This window comes from Bradyrhizobium sp. BRP20, assembly GCF_020194215.1.
GTDB lineage: Bacteria > Pseudomonadota > Alphaproteobacteria > Rhizobiales > Xanthobacteraceae > Bradyrhizobium > Bradyrhizobium yuanmingense.
On the sequence record NZ_JADYVY010000001.1, the window covers coordinates 825,469 to 840,497 of the forward strand.

General features: G+C 64.7%; 13 protein-coding genes. All 13 read left to right on the plus strand.

Features of this window, described 5'->3' with window-relative positions:
* Nucleotides 1–182: 182 nt before the first annotated feature.
* The 13 genes from tolQ to I6F33_RS04005 all read left to right on the plus strand — a co-directional run bounded on the left by tolQ (nucleotide 183) and on the right by I6F33_RS04005 (nucleotide 14,922).
* A complete protein-coding gene (gene tolQ / locus I6F33_RS03945) occupies nucleotides 183–899 on the plus strand; it encodes a protein TolQ (RefSeq protein WP_225126318.1) in 717 nt (238 codons plus the stop codon).
* Between the two features lie 43 nt (nucleotides 900–942).
* Entirely contained in the window at nucleotides 943–1,395 is a 453-nt protein-coding gene (gene tolR / locus I6F33_RS03950) for a protein TolR (protein ID WP_036021864.1), read from the plus strand.
* A 4-nt stretch (nucleotides 1,396–1,399) separates the two neighbouring features.
* Nucleotides 1,400–2,359 (plus strand): protein TolA, encoded by a 960-nt coding sequence (locus tag I6F33_RS03955; RefSeq protein WP_225141158.1) that lies wholly within the window; start codon nucleotides 1,400–1,402, stop codon nucleotides 2,357–2,359.
* A gap of 30 nt (nucleotides 2,360–2,389) precedes the next feature.
* Nucleotides 2,390–3,736, plus strand: a complete 1,347-nt coding sequence (gene tolB, locus I6F33_RS03960; protein ID WP_225112957.1) for a Tol-Pal system beta propeller repeat protein TolB — start codon at nucleotides 2,390–2,392, stop codon at nucleotides 3,734–3,736.
* 78 nt (nucleotides 3,737–3,814) lie between these two features.
* Nucleotides 3,815–3,958, plus strand: coding sequence for a hypothetical protein (locus tag I6F33_RS03965; RefSeq protein WP_225112956.1), 144 nt, complete (start codon nucleotides 3,815–3,817; stop codon nucleotides 3,956–3,958).
* A 36-nt stretch (nucleotides 3,959–3,994) separates the two neighbouring features.
* Nucleotides 3,995–6,316, plus strand: a complete 2,322-nt coding sequence (locus I6F33_RS03970; RefSeq protein ID WP_225141160.1) for a bifunctional diguanylate cyclase/phosphodiesterase — start codon at nucleotides 3,995–3,997, stop codon at nucleotides 6,314–6,316.
* A 167-nt stretch (nucleotides 6,317–6,483) separates the two neighbouring features.
* Entirely contained in the window at nucleotides 6,484–7,245 is a 762-nt protein-coding gene (locus I6F33_RS03975; protein ID WP_035998571.1) for a hypothetical protein, read from the plus strand.
* Between the two features lie 244 nt (nucleotides 7,246–7,489).
* Nucleotides 7,490–7,978, plus strand: a complete 489-nt coding sequence (gene pal, locus I6F33_RS03980; RefSeq protein ID WP_035998574.1) for a peptidoglycan-associated lipoprotein Pal — start codon at nucleotides 7,490–7,492, stop codon at nucleotides 7,976–7,978.
* Between the two features lie 207 nt (nucleotides 7,979–8,185).
* Entirely contained in the window at nucleotides 8,186–9,268 is a 1,083-nt protein-coding gene (gene ybgF, locus I6F33_RS03985) for a tol-pal system protein YbgF (protein ID WP_225141162.1), read from the plus strand.
* A 64-nt stretch (nucleotides 9,269–9,332) separates the two neighbouring features.
* Nucleotides 9,333–10,388 carry a tRNA lysidine(34) synthetase TilS gene (tilS, locus tag I6F33_RS03990; RefSeq protein ID WP_035998583.1) on the plus strand — a complete coding sequence of 352 codons (1,056 nt, stop codon included), beginning with the start codon at nucleotides 9,333–9,335 and terminating at the stop codon, nucleotides 10,386–10,388.
* A 276-nt stretch (nucleotides 10,389–10,664) separates the two neighbouring features.
* Nucleotides 10,665–12,587 (plus strand): ATP-dependent zinc metalloprotease FtsH, encoded by a 1,923-nt coding sequence (ftsH, locus tag I6F33_RS03995; protein WP_035998585.1) that lies wholly within the window; start codon nucleotides 10,665–10,667, stop codon nucleotides 12,585–12,587.
* Between the two features lie 253 nt (nucleotides 12,588–12,840).
* Nucleotides 12,841–13,680, plus strand: coding sequence for a universal stress protein (locus tag I6F33_RS04000; protein ID WP_225141164.1), 840 nt, complete (start codon nucleotides 12,841–12,843; stop codon nucleotides 13,678–13,680).
* Nucleotides 13,681–13,689: 9 nt separating this feature from the next.
* Complete coding sequence (locus tag I6F33_RS04005; RefSeq protein WP_225141166.1) at nucleotides 13,690–14,922, plus strand: APC family permease; 1,233 nt, start codon at nucleotides 13,690–13,692, stop codon at nucleotides 14,920–14,922.
* Nucleotides 14,923–15,029 lie beyond the last annotated feature (107 nt).

The window sequence follows — 15,029 nt, forward strand, 5'->3', positions numbered from 1 at the left end:
CTTGGCGGGGAATGCAGGCGGCCGGCTTTTGACGAGCCTTTGGACGAGCCCTGCACCCCAGAAAGACAAGGCTTTGAGCGGGCTTGCCCGCCGCGCGGGTCCGGCGCGGCTGTTGGGGAACACCGGCCGCGATTTGCTGGCCGAAGACATTAGGTAACGATCGCCTTGAGAGGATACTGCTTATGAATCCGGCCGAATTGGCTCAGACAGCCCTTCCGGTTGCTGCCTCCGCCGACGTGTCGCTGATCGCGCTGTTCTGGCAGGCTCACTGGATCGTGAAAGCGGTGATGCTGGGGCTTCTGGCCTGCTCGGTCTGGGTCTGGGCGATCGCTATCGACAAGATCTTTCTCTACGCGCGCACCCGCCGCTCGATGGACCGGTTCGAGCAGGCGTTCTGGTCCGGCGAGTCGATCGAGGAGCTCTATCGCACGCTGTCGGCAAAGCCGACGCATTCCATGGCGGCCTGCTTCGTGGCGGCGATGCGCGAGTGGAAGCGCTCGTTCGAGAGCCATGCCCGCTCGGTCGCAGGGCTTCAGATGCGCATCGACAAGGTGATGAACGTCTCGATTGCGCGCGAGGTCGAGCGGCTGGAACGGCGCCTTCTGGTGCTGGCGACCGTCGGCTCCGCCGGCCCCTTCGTCGGCCTGTTCGGCACGGTCTGGGGCATCATGTCGAGCTTCCAGTCGATCGCGGCCTCGAAAAATACCTCTCTGGCGGTGGTCGCCCCCGGTATCGCCGAGGCACTGTTTGCGACCGCCGTCGGCCTTATCGCCGCCATTCCTGCCACTATTTTCTACAATAAGTTCACCTCCGAGGTGAACCGGCAGGCCCAGCGGCTCGAGGGCTTTGCTGATGAATTTTCAGCCATTCTGTCTCGTCAGATCGACGAGCGGGGCTGACGGACGGCATGTATAGTGTGAAGGGCAATCTGGGCACGCGATCATGGCCATGAACGTTGCGAGTTCGTCCGGCGGCGGCGGGCGCCGCGGCCGGCGCAAGCCGGTCGTGGCCGAGATCAACGTCACGCCGATGGTCGACGTCATGCTGGTGCTGCTCATCATCTTCATGGTGTCGGCACCGATGTTGACGGTCGGCGTCCCGCTCGACCTGCCCCAGACCAGTGCCAAGAGCCTCGAAAACAACGACCAGAAGCCGATCCAGATGTCGGTCGACATCAAGGGCAAGGTGTTCATCAACGACACCGAGATTGCGCTGAACGAGCTGATCCCGAAGCTGAAGGCGATCACCGATGCGCGCGGCGGCCTCGAGGAACGCATCTATCTGCGCGCCGACAAGAAGGCGGATTACGGCACCGTGGCCAAGGTGATGGGCCAGCTCTCGGGCGCCGGATTCAAGAAGCTGGCGCTCGTCACGGAAGCGGATCAGGGGTCTTGAGGCCGTGAAGGTGAACGTCGACAAGACACTCGTTGCGTCGATTGCCCTGCATGTCCTCGTGCTGGGATGGGGGCTCGTCACCTTCAGCAGCAAGGCCTACATCGCTACGCAGGAATCGCTTCCGATCGACATCATCTCCTCCGATCAGCTCGCCAAGATGATGGCGGGGCAGAAGACCGGCAAGAAGGAAGAGCCGAAGCCGAAGGTCGAGAAGATCGCGGAGCCCAAGCCCGAGGAAGACGCCGTCGGCAAGGTCACCGAGAAGAAAGAGCTGATCAAGACCAACTCCCAGCCGGAGCCGCCGCCGAAGCCGGTCGAGAAGCCGGTGGAGAAGAAGCCGGAGCCGCCGAAGCCCGTGGCGGAGGCCAAGCCGAAGGAAGAGCCGAAGCCGCAGGAAAAAAAGCCTGATCCGGCCAAGGAAGATCCGATCGCCGAGCTGCAGAAGAAAATGGAGACCAAGAAGCCGCCGCCCAAGCCCGTGGAGCAGAAGGTCGCGGCGGTGCAGCCGCAGCAGCAGCCTAAGCCCAAGGAGCGTACCTTCGACCCCGCGCAGATCCAGCGCGACCTCGACAAGCGCGCCGCGACGCGGCACGAGCAGACCGGCTCGGCGCTGAATGCATCGGCGTCGCTGGGAGCAGCGACCGGGACGGCCGCCAACAATGTTGCGACCTGGCAGGGAGCTTTCGTCGCTGCCGTCAAGCACTGCTTCAATTTCCCTTACGATGCTCAGGACAGGGATCAGTTTACGGCCGACATAGATATTCAGATGCGCCCCGACGGAACGCTCGCGTCAGCGCCTGTGATTGTCGCGGTTCGAGGACCGTCTCGGGCAATTGCAAATGCGATGGCGGAGAGTGCCAAGCGTGCGATCCAACAGTGTCAGGCCTACACGTTCTTGCCCAAAGCTCAGTATGACACTTGGAAAACGATTGCGCTGACTTTCGATATGAAAGATCAGCAGTAGATGAGACATGAATTAACTCAGGTGAACAAGATGCCATTTCTGACGCGACGTGGATTCATCGCGGCCGCGGGATCGTCAGTCACCCTGCTGGCCGGAGGCGCCGCGACAGCGCAGGGGCGACTTCAAGTCAGTCCCGGCGGATTTCAGCCCATCTCGATCGCGATCAGCAACTTCGTGCCCGGCTCGCCCTCCGACAGCGACGTCGCTAACGGTGTCACGCAGGTCATCACCAACAACCTGAAGCGCTCGGGCCTGTTCGCGCCGATCGACCAGGCCGCCTTCATTGAGCGCATCAGCAACATCGACGTCGCGCCGCAATTCGAGAACTGGAAGACCATCAACGCGCAGGCTCTGGTCACCGGCCGCATGACGCGGCAGCCGGACGGCCGCCTGAAGGCCGAATTCCGCCTGTGGGACGTCCTCTCCGGCCAGCAGCTCACCGGCCAGCAATATTTCACCTCGCCGGAATATTGGCGCCGCATCGCGCACATCATCTCCGATCAGATCTATGAGAAATTGACCGGCGAGAAGGGCTATTTCGACAGCCGCGTCGTGTTCGTGGACGAGACCGGGCCGAAGGAGCGCCGCGTCAAGCGGCTCGCGATCATGGATCAGGACGGCGCCAATGTGCGCTATCTGACCCGCGGCTCCGATCTCGTGCTGACCCCGCGCTTCTCGCCGAACTCGCAAGAGATCACCTACATGGAGTTCGGCCAGGGCGATCCGAAGGTCTATCTCTACAACATCGAGACCGGCCAGCGCGAGATCGTCGGCAACTTCCCCGGCATGACCTTCGCGCCGCGCTTCTCGCCGGACGGCCAGCGCGTCATCATGAGCCTGCAGCAGGGCGGCAATTCCAACCTGTTCGTGATGGATCTGCGTTCGCGTTCGACTACGCGTCTCACCGACACGCCGGCGATCGACACCTCGCCGTCCTATTCGCCCGACGGCAGCCGCATCTGCTTCGAGTCCGATCGTGGCGGCAGGTCGCAGATCTACGTGATGAGTGCGGGCGGCGGACAGGCGCAGCGCATCTCCTTCTCCAAGGACGACACCAACGCCAGCTATTCGACGCCGGTGTGGTCGCCGAAGGGCGACTACATCGCCTTCACCCGGCAGGGCGGCGGGCAGTTCGCGATCGGCGTCATGAAGCCCGACGGCTCGGGCGAGCGGCTGCTCACCTCCGGCTTTCACAACGAAGGCCCGACCTTCTCGCCGAACGGCCGCGTGCTGATGTTCTTCCGCGATCCCGGCGGCAATGGCGGGCCGTCGCTGTACTCGGTCGACATCTCCGGCCGCAACGAATTGAAGGTGCCGACTCCGGGCTTTGCCTCGGACCCGGCATGGTCGCCACTGTTGTCCTCGACCTCGGGCTGACAACGGCGCAGTTGAAACATCGCGCGTTCAGACGCGCGATGTTTTCGAAAAACCGCGCCGATTTTTTCCGAGTTTGCCGTGACCGGCAACACTTCCTTCACCTTGCGCCCGGCAAGGCTTGCCTACCTGCTTGATATTCCAGCGAAAATCATTTCGCTATTGCCGAAAAACAACCCGACTTTAACGATGTTCCCTCAGAAAAGCTTCATCTCGGCTGGGTAAGACTACGCGCTGAACAGGACGCGCGTACAAACCAAAATGCAGTTCGCAAGCCAGAGCGGAGAGCAGGGGCAGCCGCCGCCGGTCAATCCGGCGGCGCAGATCGATTCGCTCTTTGAAGCGCCCGGACCGCTGCTGGCCGGTCTCATCTTCGTGTCAATCGGTGCTGCGCTGACTGCGCTGAAGACAGGTGAGCCCCTGATTTGGGCGTGCGTGGCACTGCTCGTCTTGGCCGGAACGGTGCGGGCGATCGATTTGCGTCGCTATCAGGGACGCAAGTCGAGCGTGACCGCCGAGGCGGCCAAACGCTGGCAGGCGCGGTATCAGATCGGCGCGAAGATCCAGGCCGCGGCGATCGGCATCTGGTGCGGCACGACTCTGCTCGCCACCGACGACGCGGTCGCGCATATGATTGCCCTGTCGGTCACGACAGGCATCGCCGCAGGGGGAGCGGGAAGGGCGTACGGACGACCGTCGATCTTCCATCTGCAGGCGCTGCTCATTTTCGCCCCGGCGGTGTTGGCATTGGCGTGGCGCGGCACGCCCTACTACATCGCGATGGCCGTTGTGAGCGCGGCCTTCCTGCTGGCGATCATGCAGCTCTCGGTCAACTTGCACCGGATCTTCATGGGCGCCGTGGTGGCGCGCGAACGCGAAGCCGCACTTGCGGGCCAGTTCGATACCGCCCTCAACAACATGCCGCACGGTCTTTGCATGTTCCATCGCGATGGCCAGCTCGCGGTGATGAATCACCGCTTCGCGGCGATGATGAACCTGCCCGACCATCTGCCTCGGAGCGGCGCCAGCGCGCGCGACATCATCGCGGCGTGCGTGCAGGCAAGATCCATCTCGAGCGCGGACGGCGAGCATATCGTCGCCGGCATCGAAAGTTCGCGGGAGAAGGAGATCATCACCGCCGAGGCGAACCTGGAGCGAAATCGGTCGCTGTGCTGGACCGTTCAGCCGATGGCGGACGGAGGGGCGGTGCTGCTGCTCGAGGACATCACCGAGCGGCGCAACGCCGAGGCCAAGATCACCCATCTTGCGCGATACGACGACCTGACGGCGTTGCCGAACAGGGTCAACTTCCGCGACCAGATCGAGCACCTGCTGGCTGTCTCCCACGATGCGGCGCAGCTCTCCGCACTGCTGTTCATCGACCTCGACCAGTTCAAGCAGGTCAACGACACGCTGGGCCATCCCTGCGGCGACCAGCTCCTGTGCGCCGTCGCCAACCGCCTGCGCGAGATGCTGCGCCCCGAGGATTTCGTCGCCCGGTTCGGCGGCGACGAGTTCGTCGTGTTCCAGCAGAACCTCACGTCGCCCGAGGATGCCGCGGCACTCGCCCGCCGCATCGTCGAGCGATTGAGCGAGCGGTACCGCATCGACAATCATCTGGTCGAGATCGGCGCCAGCGTCGGCATCGCGCTGACCTCGCCGGAGGGCACCAGCGCCGACACGCTGCTCAAGAACGCCGACATGGCGCTGTACCGCGCCAAAGCCGACGGCCGCGGCACCTATTGTTTCTTCCGCGACGAGATGGCCGCGACCGTCGAGGCGCGCCGCATCCTCGAGCTCGACCTGCGCAAGGCGCTCGCCAACGAGGAATTCGAGCTGTTCTTCCAGCCGCTGGTCAATCTGAGGTCCGGCAAGATCACCACCTGCGAAGCGCTGCTGCGCTGGAATCATCCGGTGCGCGGCACGGTCTCGCCGGTCGACATCATCCCGGTCGCCGAGGACATGGGCCTGATCGTCGATCTCGGCCGCTGGATCCTGCGCCGCGCCTGCATGGAATGCATGAAGTGGCCGGAAGGCGTCAGCGTCGCCGTCAATTTCTCGCCGCAACAATTCCACCAGCGCGACGTCCTGAGCGAAATCCGCTACGCGCTCGAAGTGTCGGGCCTGCCGGCGCATCGTCTTGAGATCGAGATCACCGAGTCCTCGCTGCTGCGCAACACCCAGCTCACCCACGACATCCTGTCGCAATTGCATGCGCTCGGCGTGCGCATCTCGCTCGACGATTTCGGCACCGGCTATTCCAGCCTCAGCTACCTGCACAATTTCCCGATGCAGAAGGTGAAGATCGACCGCTCTTTCCTCGAAGGCATCGATACCGACCGGCCGCTGACGCTGCTGCGCGGTGTCGCGCGGCTGTCCGCCGACCTCGGCATGGCCGTCGTGGTCGAAGGCATCGAGACCAACGAGCAGCTCGAGCTGATCAGCGCCGACGGCACCGTGACCGAAGGGCAGGGCTACCTGTTCAGCCGGCCCGTACCGGCGGTGCGGATCCGGCAATTGCTCAACGCCTCGCATGGTCGTCGCGTGCCCGACGACCAGCTCGCCCTCGTGTCGTCGCGATAGGCCCGATCCCTTCCCGGCAGCTCCACTCTCGCAATCGGCTCCCGTGTGCACCGTAGTCTTGCGGGCCCGCAAAGGTTAACCCTAACGATTCTATAGCTTTGCAATTCCGTTAAGGAACCATTAAGGTCTGGCTACTCGTGGAAGTTGCTTGGAGTCAGAGGTTGCAGATGAAGTCCGGAGCCGAACCGAACACGGCGCTCCTTCCACGAGGCGCCGCGTTGTTTGACCGCATCGATTATCGGCTCATCGAAACGCCCGAGGACAAGGACAACCTGTATCTGATGCGCTACCGCGCCTATCTGCAGGCCGGTCTGATCGAGCCATCACCTTCGCTGCGCGTCAGCGATCGTTTCGACGAAACGCCCAACACCTGGAATTTCGGGGTCTACGTTGACGGAGAGCTTTGCAGCTCCGTCCGCATCCATCTGCTGACGTCGGAATGGCGGATGTCCTATACCACCGAGGTGTTCGGCGACATCCTGCATCCCCGCCTCGATCGCGGCGAGGTTTTTGTCGATCCGTGCCGGCTCGTTGCAGATCCCGACAAGCACCACCGCTTTCCCGAGCTGCCCTATTTGACCGTCCGCCTCGCCTTTGTCGCGTGCGATCATTTCAACGCCGACACCGGCCTTGCCATGATCCGGACCGATCATCAGGCGTTCTACCGCCGCATCTTCCTGCACGAGACCATTTCGCCGGAGCCGCGGGGCTTTCCGGGCTGGCCCACCAAGAAGGCGGTCCTGATGGCGACCGACGTCCGGCGGCAGCGGGACAAGGTGCTCGCGCGCTTTCCGATCATGCGCTCCAGCGCGTTCGAGCGGCGCATGCTGTTTGAACGCAGCATCCCCCGGCAGGCCGCCACGCGGCCGATTCTGCTCACCACGCCGCGCACCCTGGACGTGGCCTCTCAAGCGCTCGGTTCGGTCTAGGCGGGCGCTCCCCGGTCATTTCGGCCCAAAATTCCAGCAAGTGCCGGCTCTTTTGCCGGCCGACGCGGCTTGCCTTCACCCTCGCGCCACATTTACAACCCATTAACCATGACGTTTGCTTTTCGCTGGTTGGGGGCATTTGACCGGCTGAGGCAAGGTTCCGTCAAGGTTGACGGAACGTTCGCTTAACCAACCCCCTGTAGACCGGACAGCAGTGGACTAACGTGAGCGTGGAGGCTCCGGAATGAGACATCCTATGCGTATCCTCCAGGGATTGAAGCTGGCCGCGGTGCTCGCCGTCGCGCTGTCGATGGGCGCCTGCGCCAACAAGAATGCCGCGACGGATGCGATGGCCAATGCGGCGACGCCCGGCAGCCAGCAGGACTTCGTCGTCAACGTCGGCGACCGCGTGTTCTTCGAAAGCGACCAGACCGATCTGACCCCGCAGGCGATCGTGACCCTGGAGAAGCAGGCGCAGTGGCTGCAGACCTATCCGCGCTACTCCTTCACCATCGAAGGTCATGCCGACGAGCGCGGCACCCGCGAATACAACATCGCGCTCGGCGCCCGCCGTGCCCAGTCGGTCCGTTCGTTCCTCGCCTCGCGCGGCATCGACCCGAACCGCATGCGCACGATCTCCTACGGCAAGGAACGGCCGGTCGCCGTCTGTAACGACATCTCCTGCTGGTCGCAGAACCGCCGCGCCGTCACTGTCCTGAACGCCAGCTCCTGACGCTCGGTCAGGTCCCCGGTGGTCAGTCAGGCCCCGTTCAGCTTTGCAATTGGATGATGCCGGCGCCCTCTCGGGCGCCGGTTTCGTTTCAGCATTCTGTGACTGAAAACCCCTTGGTATCAGTCACATTTTTGGCGTACTCCACTTCGATGTGTGGCGCGTCGAAGGTTCCGTCGCAGGCCATTTCGCTTTCGTCGTCAGGGCAAGATGTCATCCAGATTTAAGGCTTTTACCGGTACCGCGGCGACCGCCGCGCTGCTCTCTTTGTGCTCGCCCGCGCTTGCGCAATCGGTCTACGGGCAGTCGGATGATGTCGACCCTGAGATGCGGATCGAGCGGCTGGAGAACCGGCTGCGCCAGCTCACCGGCCAGAACGAGGAGCTGCAATATCGCAACCGCCAGCTCGAAGAGCGCCTGCGGGCGCTCGAGGGCGGCGTGCAAGGGGCGCCCGGGCACGCACCCAACGTCGCGGCGATGCCGCCCGCGCAGATCGCACCCAGCCAGATTGCACCAGGTCAGGTCGCGCCCGGCTATCGCCAGCCGCCGCCGCAACAGCAAGCCGCGCAGCCGAGCTACGAGCAGCCGCAGATCGCCGCGCCCGCGCCGATCGTTCAGGAGCAGCCGGCGCCCGGCGCTCCCGGCACACGCCGCCGCGGCGATGCCTTCGACCCCAACCAGAACCCGAATGCACCCGGCGCGCCGCGCGCACTCGGCGGCGGGCAGCAGCCGATGCCGGCGGTCACGCCTGGCGGCGGCCGCAATGCGGGCGAGCCGCTCGATCTCGCCAACACCAGCCCGCGCTACCAACAAGGTGTGCCGCCGGCCGCGCAGCCCGGCTATCCGCCGGCACAATCGGGTTATCCCGCACCGGCCGGTGGCGCTGCTTTGGCCACTCTGCCGCCGTCGGCGACGCCGCGCGACGAGTTCGATCTCGGCATCGGCTACATGCAGCGCAAGGACTACGCGCTCGCCGAGCAGACCATGAAGAACTTCACGCAGAAATTTCCGAGCGACCCGCTGGTCGGCGACGCGCAATACTGGCTCGGCGAGAGCTATTTCCAGCGCCAGCAATATCGCGATTCCGCCGAAGCGTTCCTCGCCGTCACCACCAAATACGAGAAATCGGCCAAGGCGCCGGATGCGCTGCTGCGGCTCGGCCAGTCGCTCGCCGCGCTGAAGGAGAAGGAGGCCGCCTGCGCCGCCTTCGGCGAGATCGGCCGCAAATATCCTCGCGCCTCCGCCGGCGTCAAAGCCGCCGTCGATCGCGAGCAGAAGCGGGTGAAGTGCTGATCCGCTGACAAAGCGGATGGCGTTGCGCTAAACATTCGGTCAATCCGCGGATGATTGCAGCGTCATGTCAGACGACGACGATTCACCGATCTCGGCGCGCGAGGCGAGGCGGCTCTTCGCGGGCCTGAGAGATGCCCCGGCGCTGGTGCTCGCGGTCTCCGGCGGGCCCGACTCGGTTGCGCTGATGTGGCTTGCAGCGCGCTGGCAGCGCAGCCTCGCGCGAGGCCCGCAAATCACGGTCGTCACGATTGATCACGGCCTGCGCCCGGAGGCCGCCCGTGAGGCGCGCGAGGTCAAGCGGCTCGCCGCGGCGCTCGGATTGCCGCACCGGACCTTGCGCTGGCGCGGTGAAAAGCCGAAGACGGGGCTGCCTGCCGCCGCGCGCGAGGCCCGTTACCGCCTGCTCGCACAGGCCGCCCGTGCCGCCGGCGCGAGCCATGTGCTGACGGCACACACCCGCGACGACCAGGCCGAGACCCTGTTGATGCGCCTGTTCCGCGGCAGCGGACTTGCCGGACTCTCGGCCATGGCTCCATTCACCGAGCGCGACGGAATCGTGCTGGCGCGTCCGTTGCTCGACGTTCCGAAATCGCAGCTGATCGCGACCTTGCGGCGGGCGAGGATCGGCTTTGCCGAGGATCCCACCAACCGGGACACCGCCTACACACGGCCGCGGCTGCGCGCGCTGCTGCCGCTCCTCGCGGCCGAGGGCGGCGACGCCAGAAATCTGGCGCGGCTCGCGGCAAGGCTGGCGCGGGCCAATGCGGCGGTCGAGGTGCTTGCCGACGGCGCCGAGCGCTTCCTCCGCCTGCGGGATCGCGGCGATGCGCCGCAGGCGAGTGTCAGGAGCTTCGAGGCCGCAACCTTTGCCGCCCTGCCGGAGGAGGTGCGGCTGCGGCTCCTGCTGCGGGCCATCAACGCGCTCGGCCATGAAGGGCCGGCGGAACTCGGCAAGGTCGAAACCCTGATGTCGGTGCTTGATCGGGCGATCGCCGGCCCCGGTGCAGCCGCAAATGGCCGGCCGGTTCTGAAGCAGACCCTCGCGGGAGCCTTGATCAGCCTTGCCGGCGGGCGTATCCAGATCGCGCCGGCGCCGGCCCGGCGGCGCAAGGGCAGATGAGCGCGACGAGAGCGGATCATGACACCGGTCAATTCGCGTCCGTGCCGTCAGGCCACCTTAACCAGGCAGGAAAAACCCGGGTTCGGACGCCATGATTTCAGCGGGAATCGCGCTAAGATGGGATAAATAGTCCCATCTCGTTCCCTTGGCAGCGACCGGGGCGGCACCTAAATTGTATCCGTCTAACGATGAGGATTCCTTGGGATTTCCTCGCATTGACCAAATCAACTGCCCAAGGATCACGGCCGCGATCCGCGCGACCACGAAGGAAGATCGATGAACGCCAATCTGCGCAATTTCGCCCTCTGGGTCATCATTGTCTTGCTGCTGTTGGCGTTGTTCACGCTCTTCCAGAATCCGGGTCAGCGGGCCTCCTCGCAGGACATCGCCTTCTCGCAGCTGCTGAGCGAAGTTGACCGCGGCAATGTGCGCGACGTCGTGATCCAGGGGCCGGACATCCACGGCACCTTCACCAACGGCTCCAGCTTCCAGACTTACGCGCCGAACGACCCGACGCTGGTGAAGCGCCTCTATGACAGCAAGGTGCAGATCACCGCGAAGCCGCCCGGCGACAACGTGCCGTGGTTCGTCTCGCTCTTGGTCTCCTGGCTGCCCTTCATCGCGCTGATCGGCGTCTGGATTTTCCTGTCGCGGCAGATGCAGGGCGGCGCCGGCAAGGCGATGGGCTTCGGCAAGTCGCGTGCAAAGATGCTGACGGAGGCCCATGGCCGCGTCACCTTCGAGGACGTCGCCGGCGTCGACGAAGCCAAGCAGGACCTGCAGGAGATCGTCGAGTTCCTGCGCGACCCCGGCAAATTCCAGCGCCTCGGCGGCCGCATCCCGCGCGGCGTGCTGCTGGTCGGCCCTCCCGGCACCGGTAAGACCCTGATCGCGCGTGCGGTCGCGGGCGAAGCCAACGTGCCGTTCTTCACCATCTCCGGTTCCGACTTCGTCGAGATGTTCGTCGGCGTCGGCGCGAGCCGCGTCCGCGACATGTTCGAGCAGGCCAAGAAGAATGCGCCCTGCATCATCTTCATCGACGAAATCGATGCCGTCGGTCGTCACCGTGGCGCCGGTCTCGGCGGCGGCAATGACGAGCGCGAGCAGACGCTGAACCAGCTGCTGGTCGAGATGGACGGCTTCGAGGCCAACGAAGGCGTGATCCTGATCGCCGCCACCAACCGTCCCGACGTGCTCGATCCCGCGCTGCTGCGTCCGGGCCGCTTCGACCGTCAGGTCGTGGTGCCGAACCCCGACGTCGTCGGCCGCGAGCAGATCCTGAAGGTGCATGTTCGCAAGGTTCCGCTGGCGCCCGATATCAATCTCAAGACCATCGCGCGCGGCACCCCGGGCTTCTCCGGCGCCGACCTGATGAACCTCGTCAACGAGGCCGCTTTGACCGCCGCCCGCCGCAACAAGCGGATGGTGACGCAGGCCGAGTTCGAGGAGGCCAAGGACAAGGTGATGATGGGCGCCGAGCGCAAGTCGCTCGTCATGACCGAGGAAGAGAAGTTGCTCACGGCCTACCACGAGGGCGGCCACGCCATCGTCGGCCTCAACGTGCCCGCGACCGATCCGATCCACAAGGCGACCATCATCCCGCGCGGCCGTGCGCTCGGCATGGTCATGCAGCTGCCCGAGCGCGACAAGCTGTCGATGTCGCTGGAGCAGATGACCTCGCGCCTCGCCATCATGATGGGCGGCCGCGTCGCCGAAGAGCTGATCTTCGGCCGCGAGAAGGTGACCTCGGGCGCGGCGTCCGACATCGAGCAGGCCACGCGCCTGGCCCGCATGATGGTGACGCGCTGGGGCCTGTCGGAAGAGCTCGGCACCGTCTCCTATGGCGAGAACCAGGACGAGGTCTTCCTCGGCATGTCGGTGTCGCGCACGCAGAACGCCTCCGAAGCCACCGTCCAGAAGATCGATTCCGAGATCAAGCGTCTGGTCGAGGAAGGCTACAAGGAGGCGACGCGCATCCTCACCGAGAAGCGCGCCGATCTCGAGACGCTGGCCAAGGGCCTGCTCGAGTTCGAGACGCTGACCGGCGACGAGATCGTCGACCTGCTCAAGGGCAAGAAGCCGAACCGCGAGTCCGTGCTCGAGCCGACCACACCGCGCGCCTCCGCCGTGCCCCCGGCCGGCAAGCCGCGCCCGCGTCCCGATCCGGATCCCGGCCTCGAGCCGCAGCCGCAGGCGTAATTCCAAGCTGCAGCTGAGAATCGAAAAACGCGGCGGTAACGCCGCGTTTTTTATTGTCCGAGCGCGCCTTCGCGAGCTGGCATTGCGCTGGCCCCTCCCGCAAGGCAGGCGCCGCCGAACCAGAGCGTTCTGTTCCGGCGCCATCGTTCGAGCCTGGGCCGTTTTGCCACAGCCATCCGGCTAAATCGGTTGCGGTGGGTCAAGAAGGAGCATCTCGACAGCGTTAGGTTCCGACTCGTCAAAGGAGGCACACATGGCTTTCAAGGATGTTCTGTTGACCCTGGCGAGCTACCCGGAGCCGACGCCGGTTTCAGTGATCGACGATGCCGTCTCGGTGGCCGCCACCCTGGGGGCGCACCTCGCAGCCATTTCCTGCGAGGTCCATGCGGAGGTGCGCGCAAGCCTGCTCGGGGATGTCATCCTGGACATACCCGCGCTTATTGCGCGCGAGGCCGCCAAGAGCCGCGAGAATGCGAAAGCCCTGCTTGCCGCATTCGAAGCCTCCGCCGACAAATCCGGCGTCCGGCATGAGACCATCTTCGAGCACTGTGCAACCGCCAGCGAGGCCGCGCTGCTGGTTGACTATGCAAGGCTTCGGGATCTCACGATCATGGCGGTGCCGGACTCCCATGATCTGGGGTACGCCGAGGAGGTGATCTTCGAATCCGGCAGGCCGACGCTGATCCTGCCCACCGGCCCGCGGTCGCGTCCGTTGCGGCTCGACGCCATCTGCGTGGCTTGGGACTTCAGCCGCACCGCTGCGCGAGCGGTTTCCGACGCACTTCCTTTGCTTGAAAGCGCAAGAAGTGTGCGCGTCGTGACTGTCACCAATGAAAAGCCCCTGGATTCCAGACATTCCGGCCGAGAACTGGCGAAGAACCTGGCTCGTCGCGGCATAGAGGTCGTGCTGGATGAGATTGATGCCGAGAGCAAGCCGATCGACGAGGTCCTCACATCTTACGTGCTGTCCCATGGCATCGACGTCCTCGTGATGGGCGCGTACGGAACGCCGAGATGGCGGGAATTCGTGCTCGGCGGCGCGACCAGGGGCCTGCTGTCCAAGCCGCCGGTGCCGATCCTGTTTTCGCATTGACGCTTGGTGATGCAGGAGGTGGCGCCGCTCGGGTCTACGAAACTCGTCAGATCGCTGACGCTCACGCACGCGGTCCTCTATGGGCTCGGCGTGACGATCGGCGCCGGCATCTACGTCCTGGTGGGCGCGGCCGCCGCCCGGAGCGGAATGCATGCACCGCTGGCGTTCCTCGTTGCCGCGGTCGTGATGGGCGTGACGGCCGGGAGCTTTGCCGAACTGGGCACGCGACTGCCGGTCGCGGCGAGCGAGGCCGCCTATGTCCAGGCCGCGTTTCATCGAAAATGGCTCAGCGGTGCCACAGGGTTGCTCGTGGTGGCTGCAGCGACGATTTCGGGCGCGACCATCACCGTGGGGAGCGCCGGCTACATCAGCGTGTTCCTGCCGCTGCCTGCCAGCTGGATCATCGCCGGCGTTGTGCTCGCGATGGGAGCGATCGCCTGCCTCTCCGCGGTTCAGTCCATCAGCTTCGCCGGCTTGATGACGGTCGTGGAGATCGGAGGATTGGTCCTCATTGTCGGAGCCGGGCTGTTTGAGGGCGACGCCCTGGTCTCCCGGCTGCCCGAACTGTTGGCTCCCCTGAGCGATAAAGCAGCGTGGACCGGGATCGCACAGACATCGCTGCTCGCCGTGTTTGCATTCATCGGGTTCGAGCACCTCGTGAACATCTCCGAGGAAATGAAGAATCCGTCCCAAACGCTGCCTTGGGCGCTCTTCATCACCCTCGGCGTGACGGCGCTCCTCTACATGATCGTCGTCTGGGTCGCGGTGGTCGCGGTGCCCCCGGCCGAGCTCGCGCACGCCTCGGCTCCGCTTGCACTTGTCTTTCAGCGGTTGACCGGTCTTCCCCTCTCGGCATTGAGCGTCATCGCGATCGTTGCGACGGTCAACGGGATCATCGTTCACATGCTGATGATCGGACGTGTGCTGTACGGGCTTGCGGACCAAGGCAGCCTTCCGGCCTTTCTGGCCAGGGTGAACGCCAGAAGCCGCGCGCCGGTGGTTGCAACCCTCTTCGGCGTGGGCGCCATCCTGATCCTCGCCCTCGGCGTTCCCTTGACCGGATTGGCCGAATGGACCTCACGCCTGACGCTCGGGATCTTCGTCCTGGTCAACCTGGCGCTTCTTCGCATCAAGACGAGAGAATCCAAGCCTCCCGCCGGCGTGTTCTTCGTGCCCATTTGGGTGCCGATCGCAGGACTGTTCACAAGCGCCGCGTTGCTCCTGATCGATCTCGTGCGATAGCGCCCGCGTGGCGTTTCGGCGGAGGACCCGGACGTTGCGATGGCGGTTCTCTCGCTTCCGCACGCGCGATCGGTGAAACATTAAAGAACACCTTAACAATTAAGGCC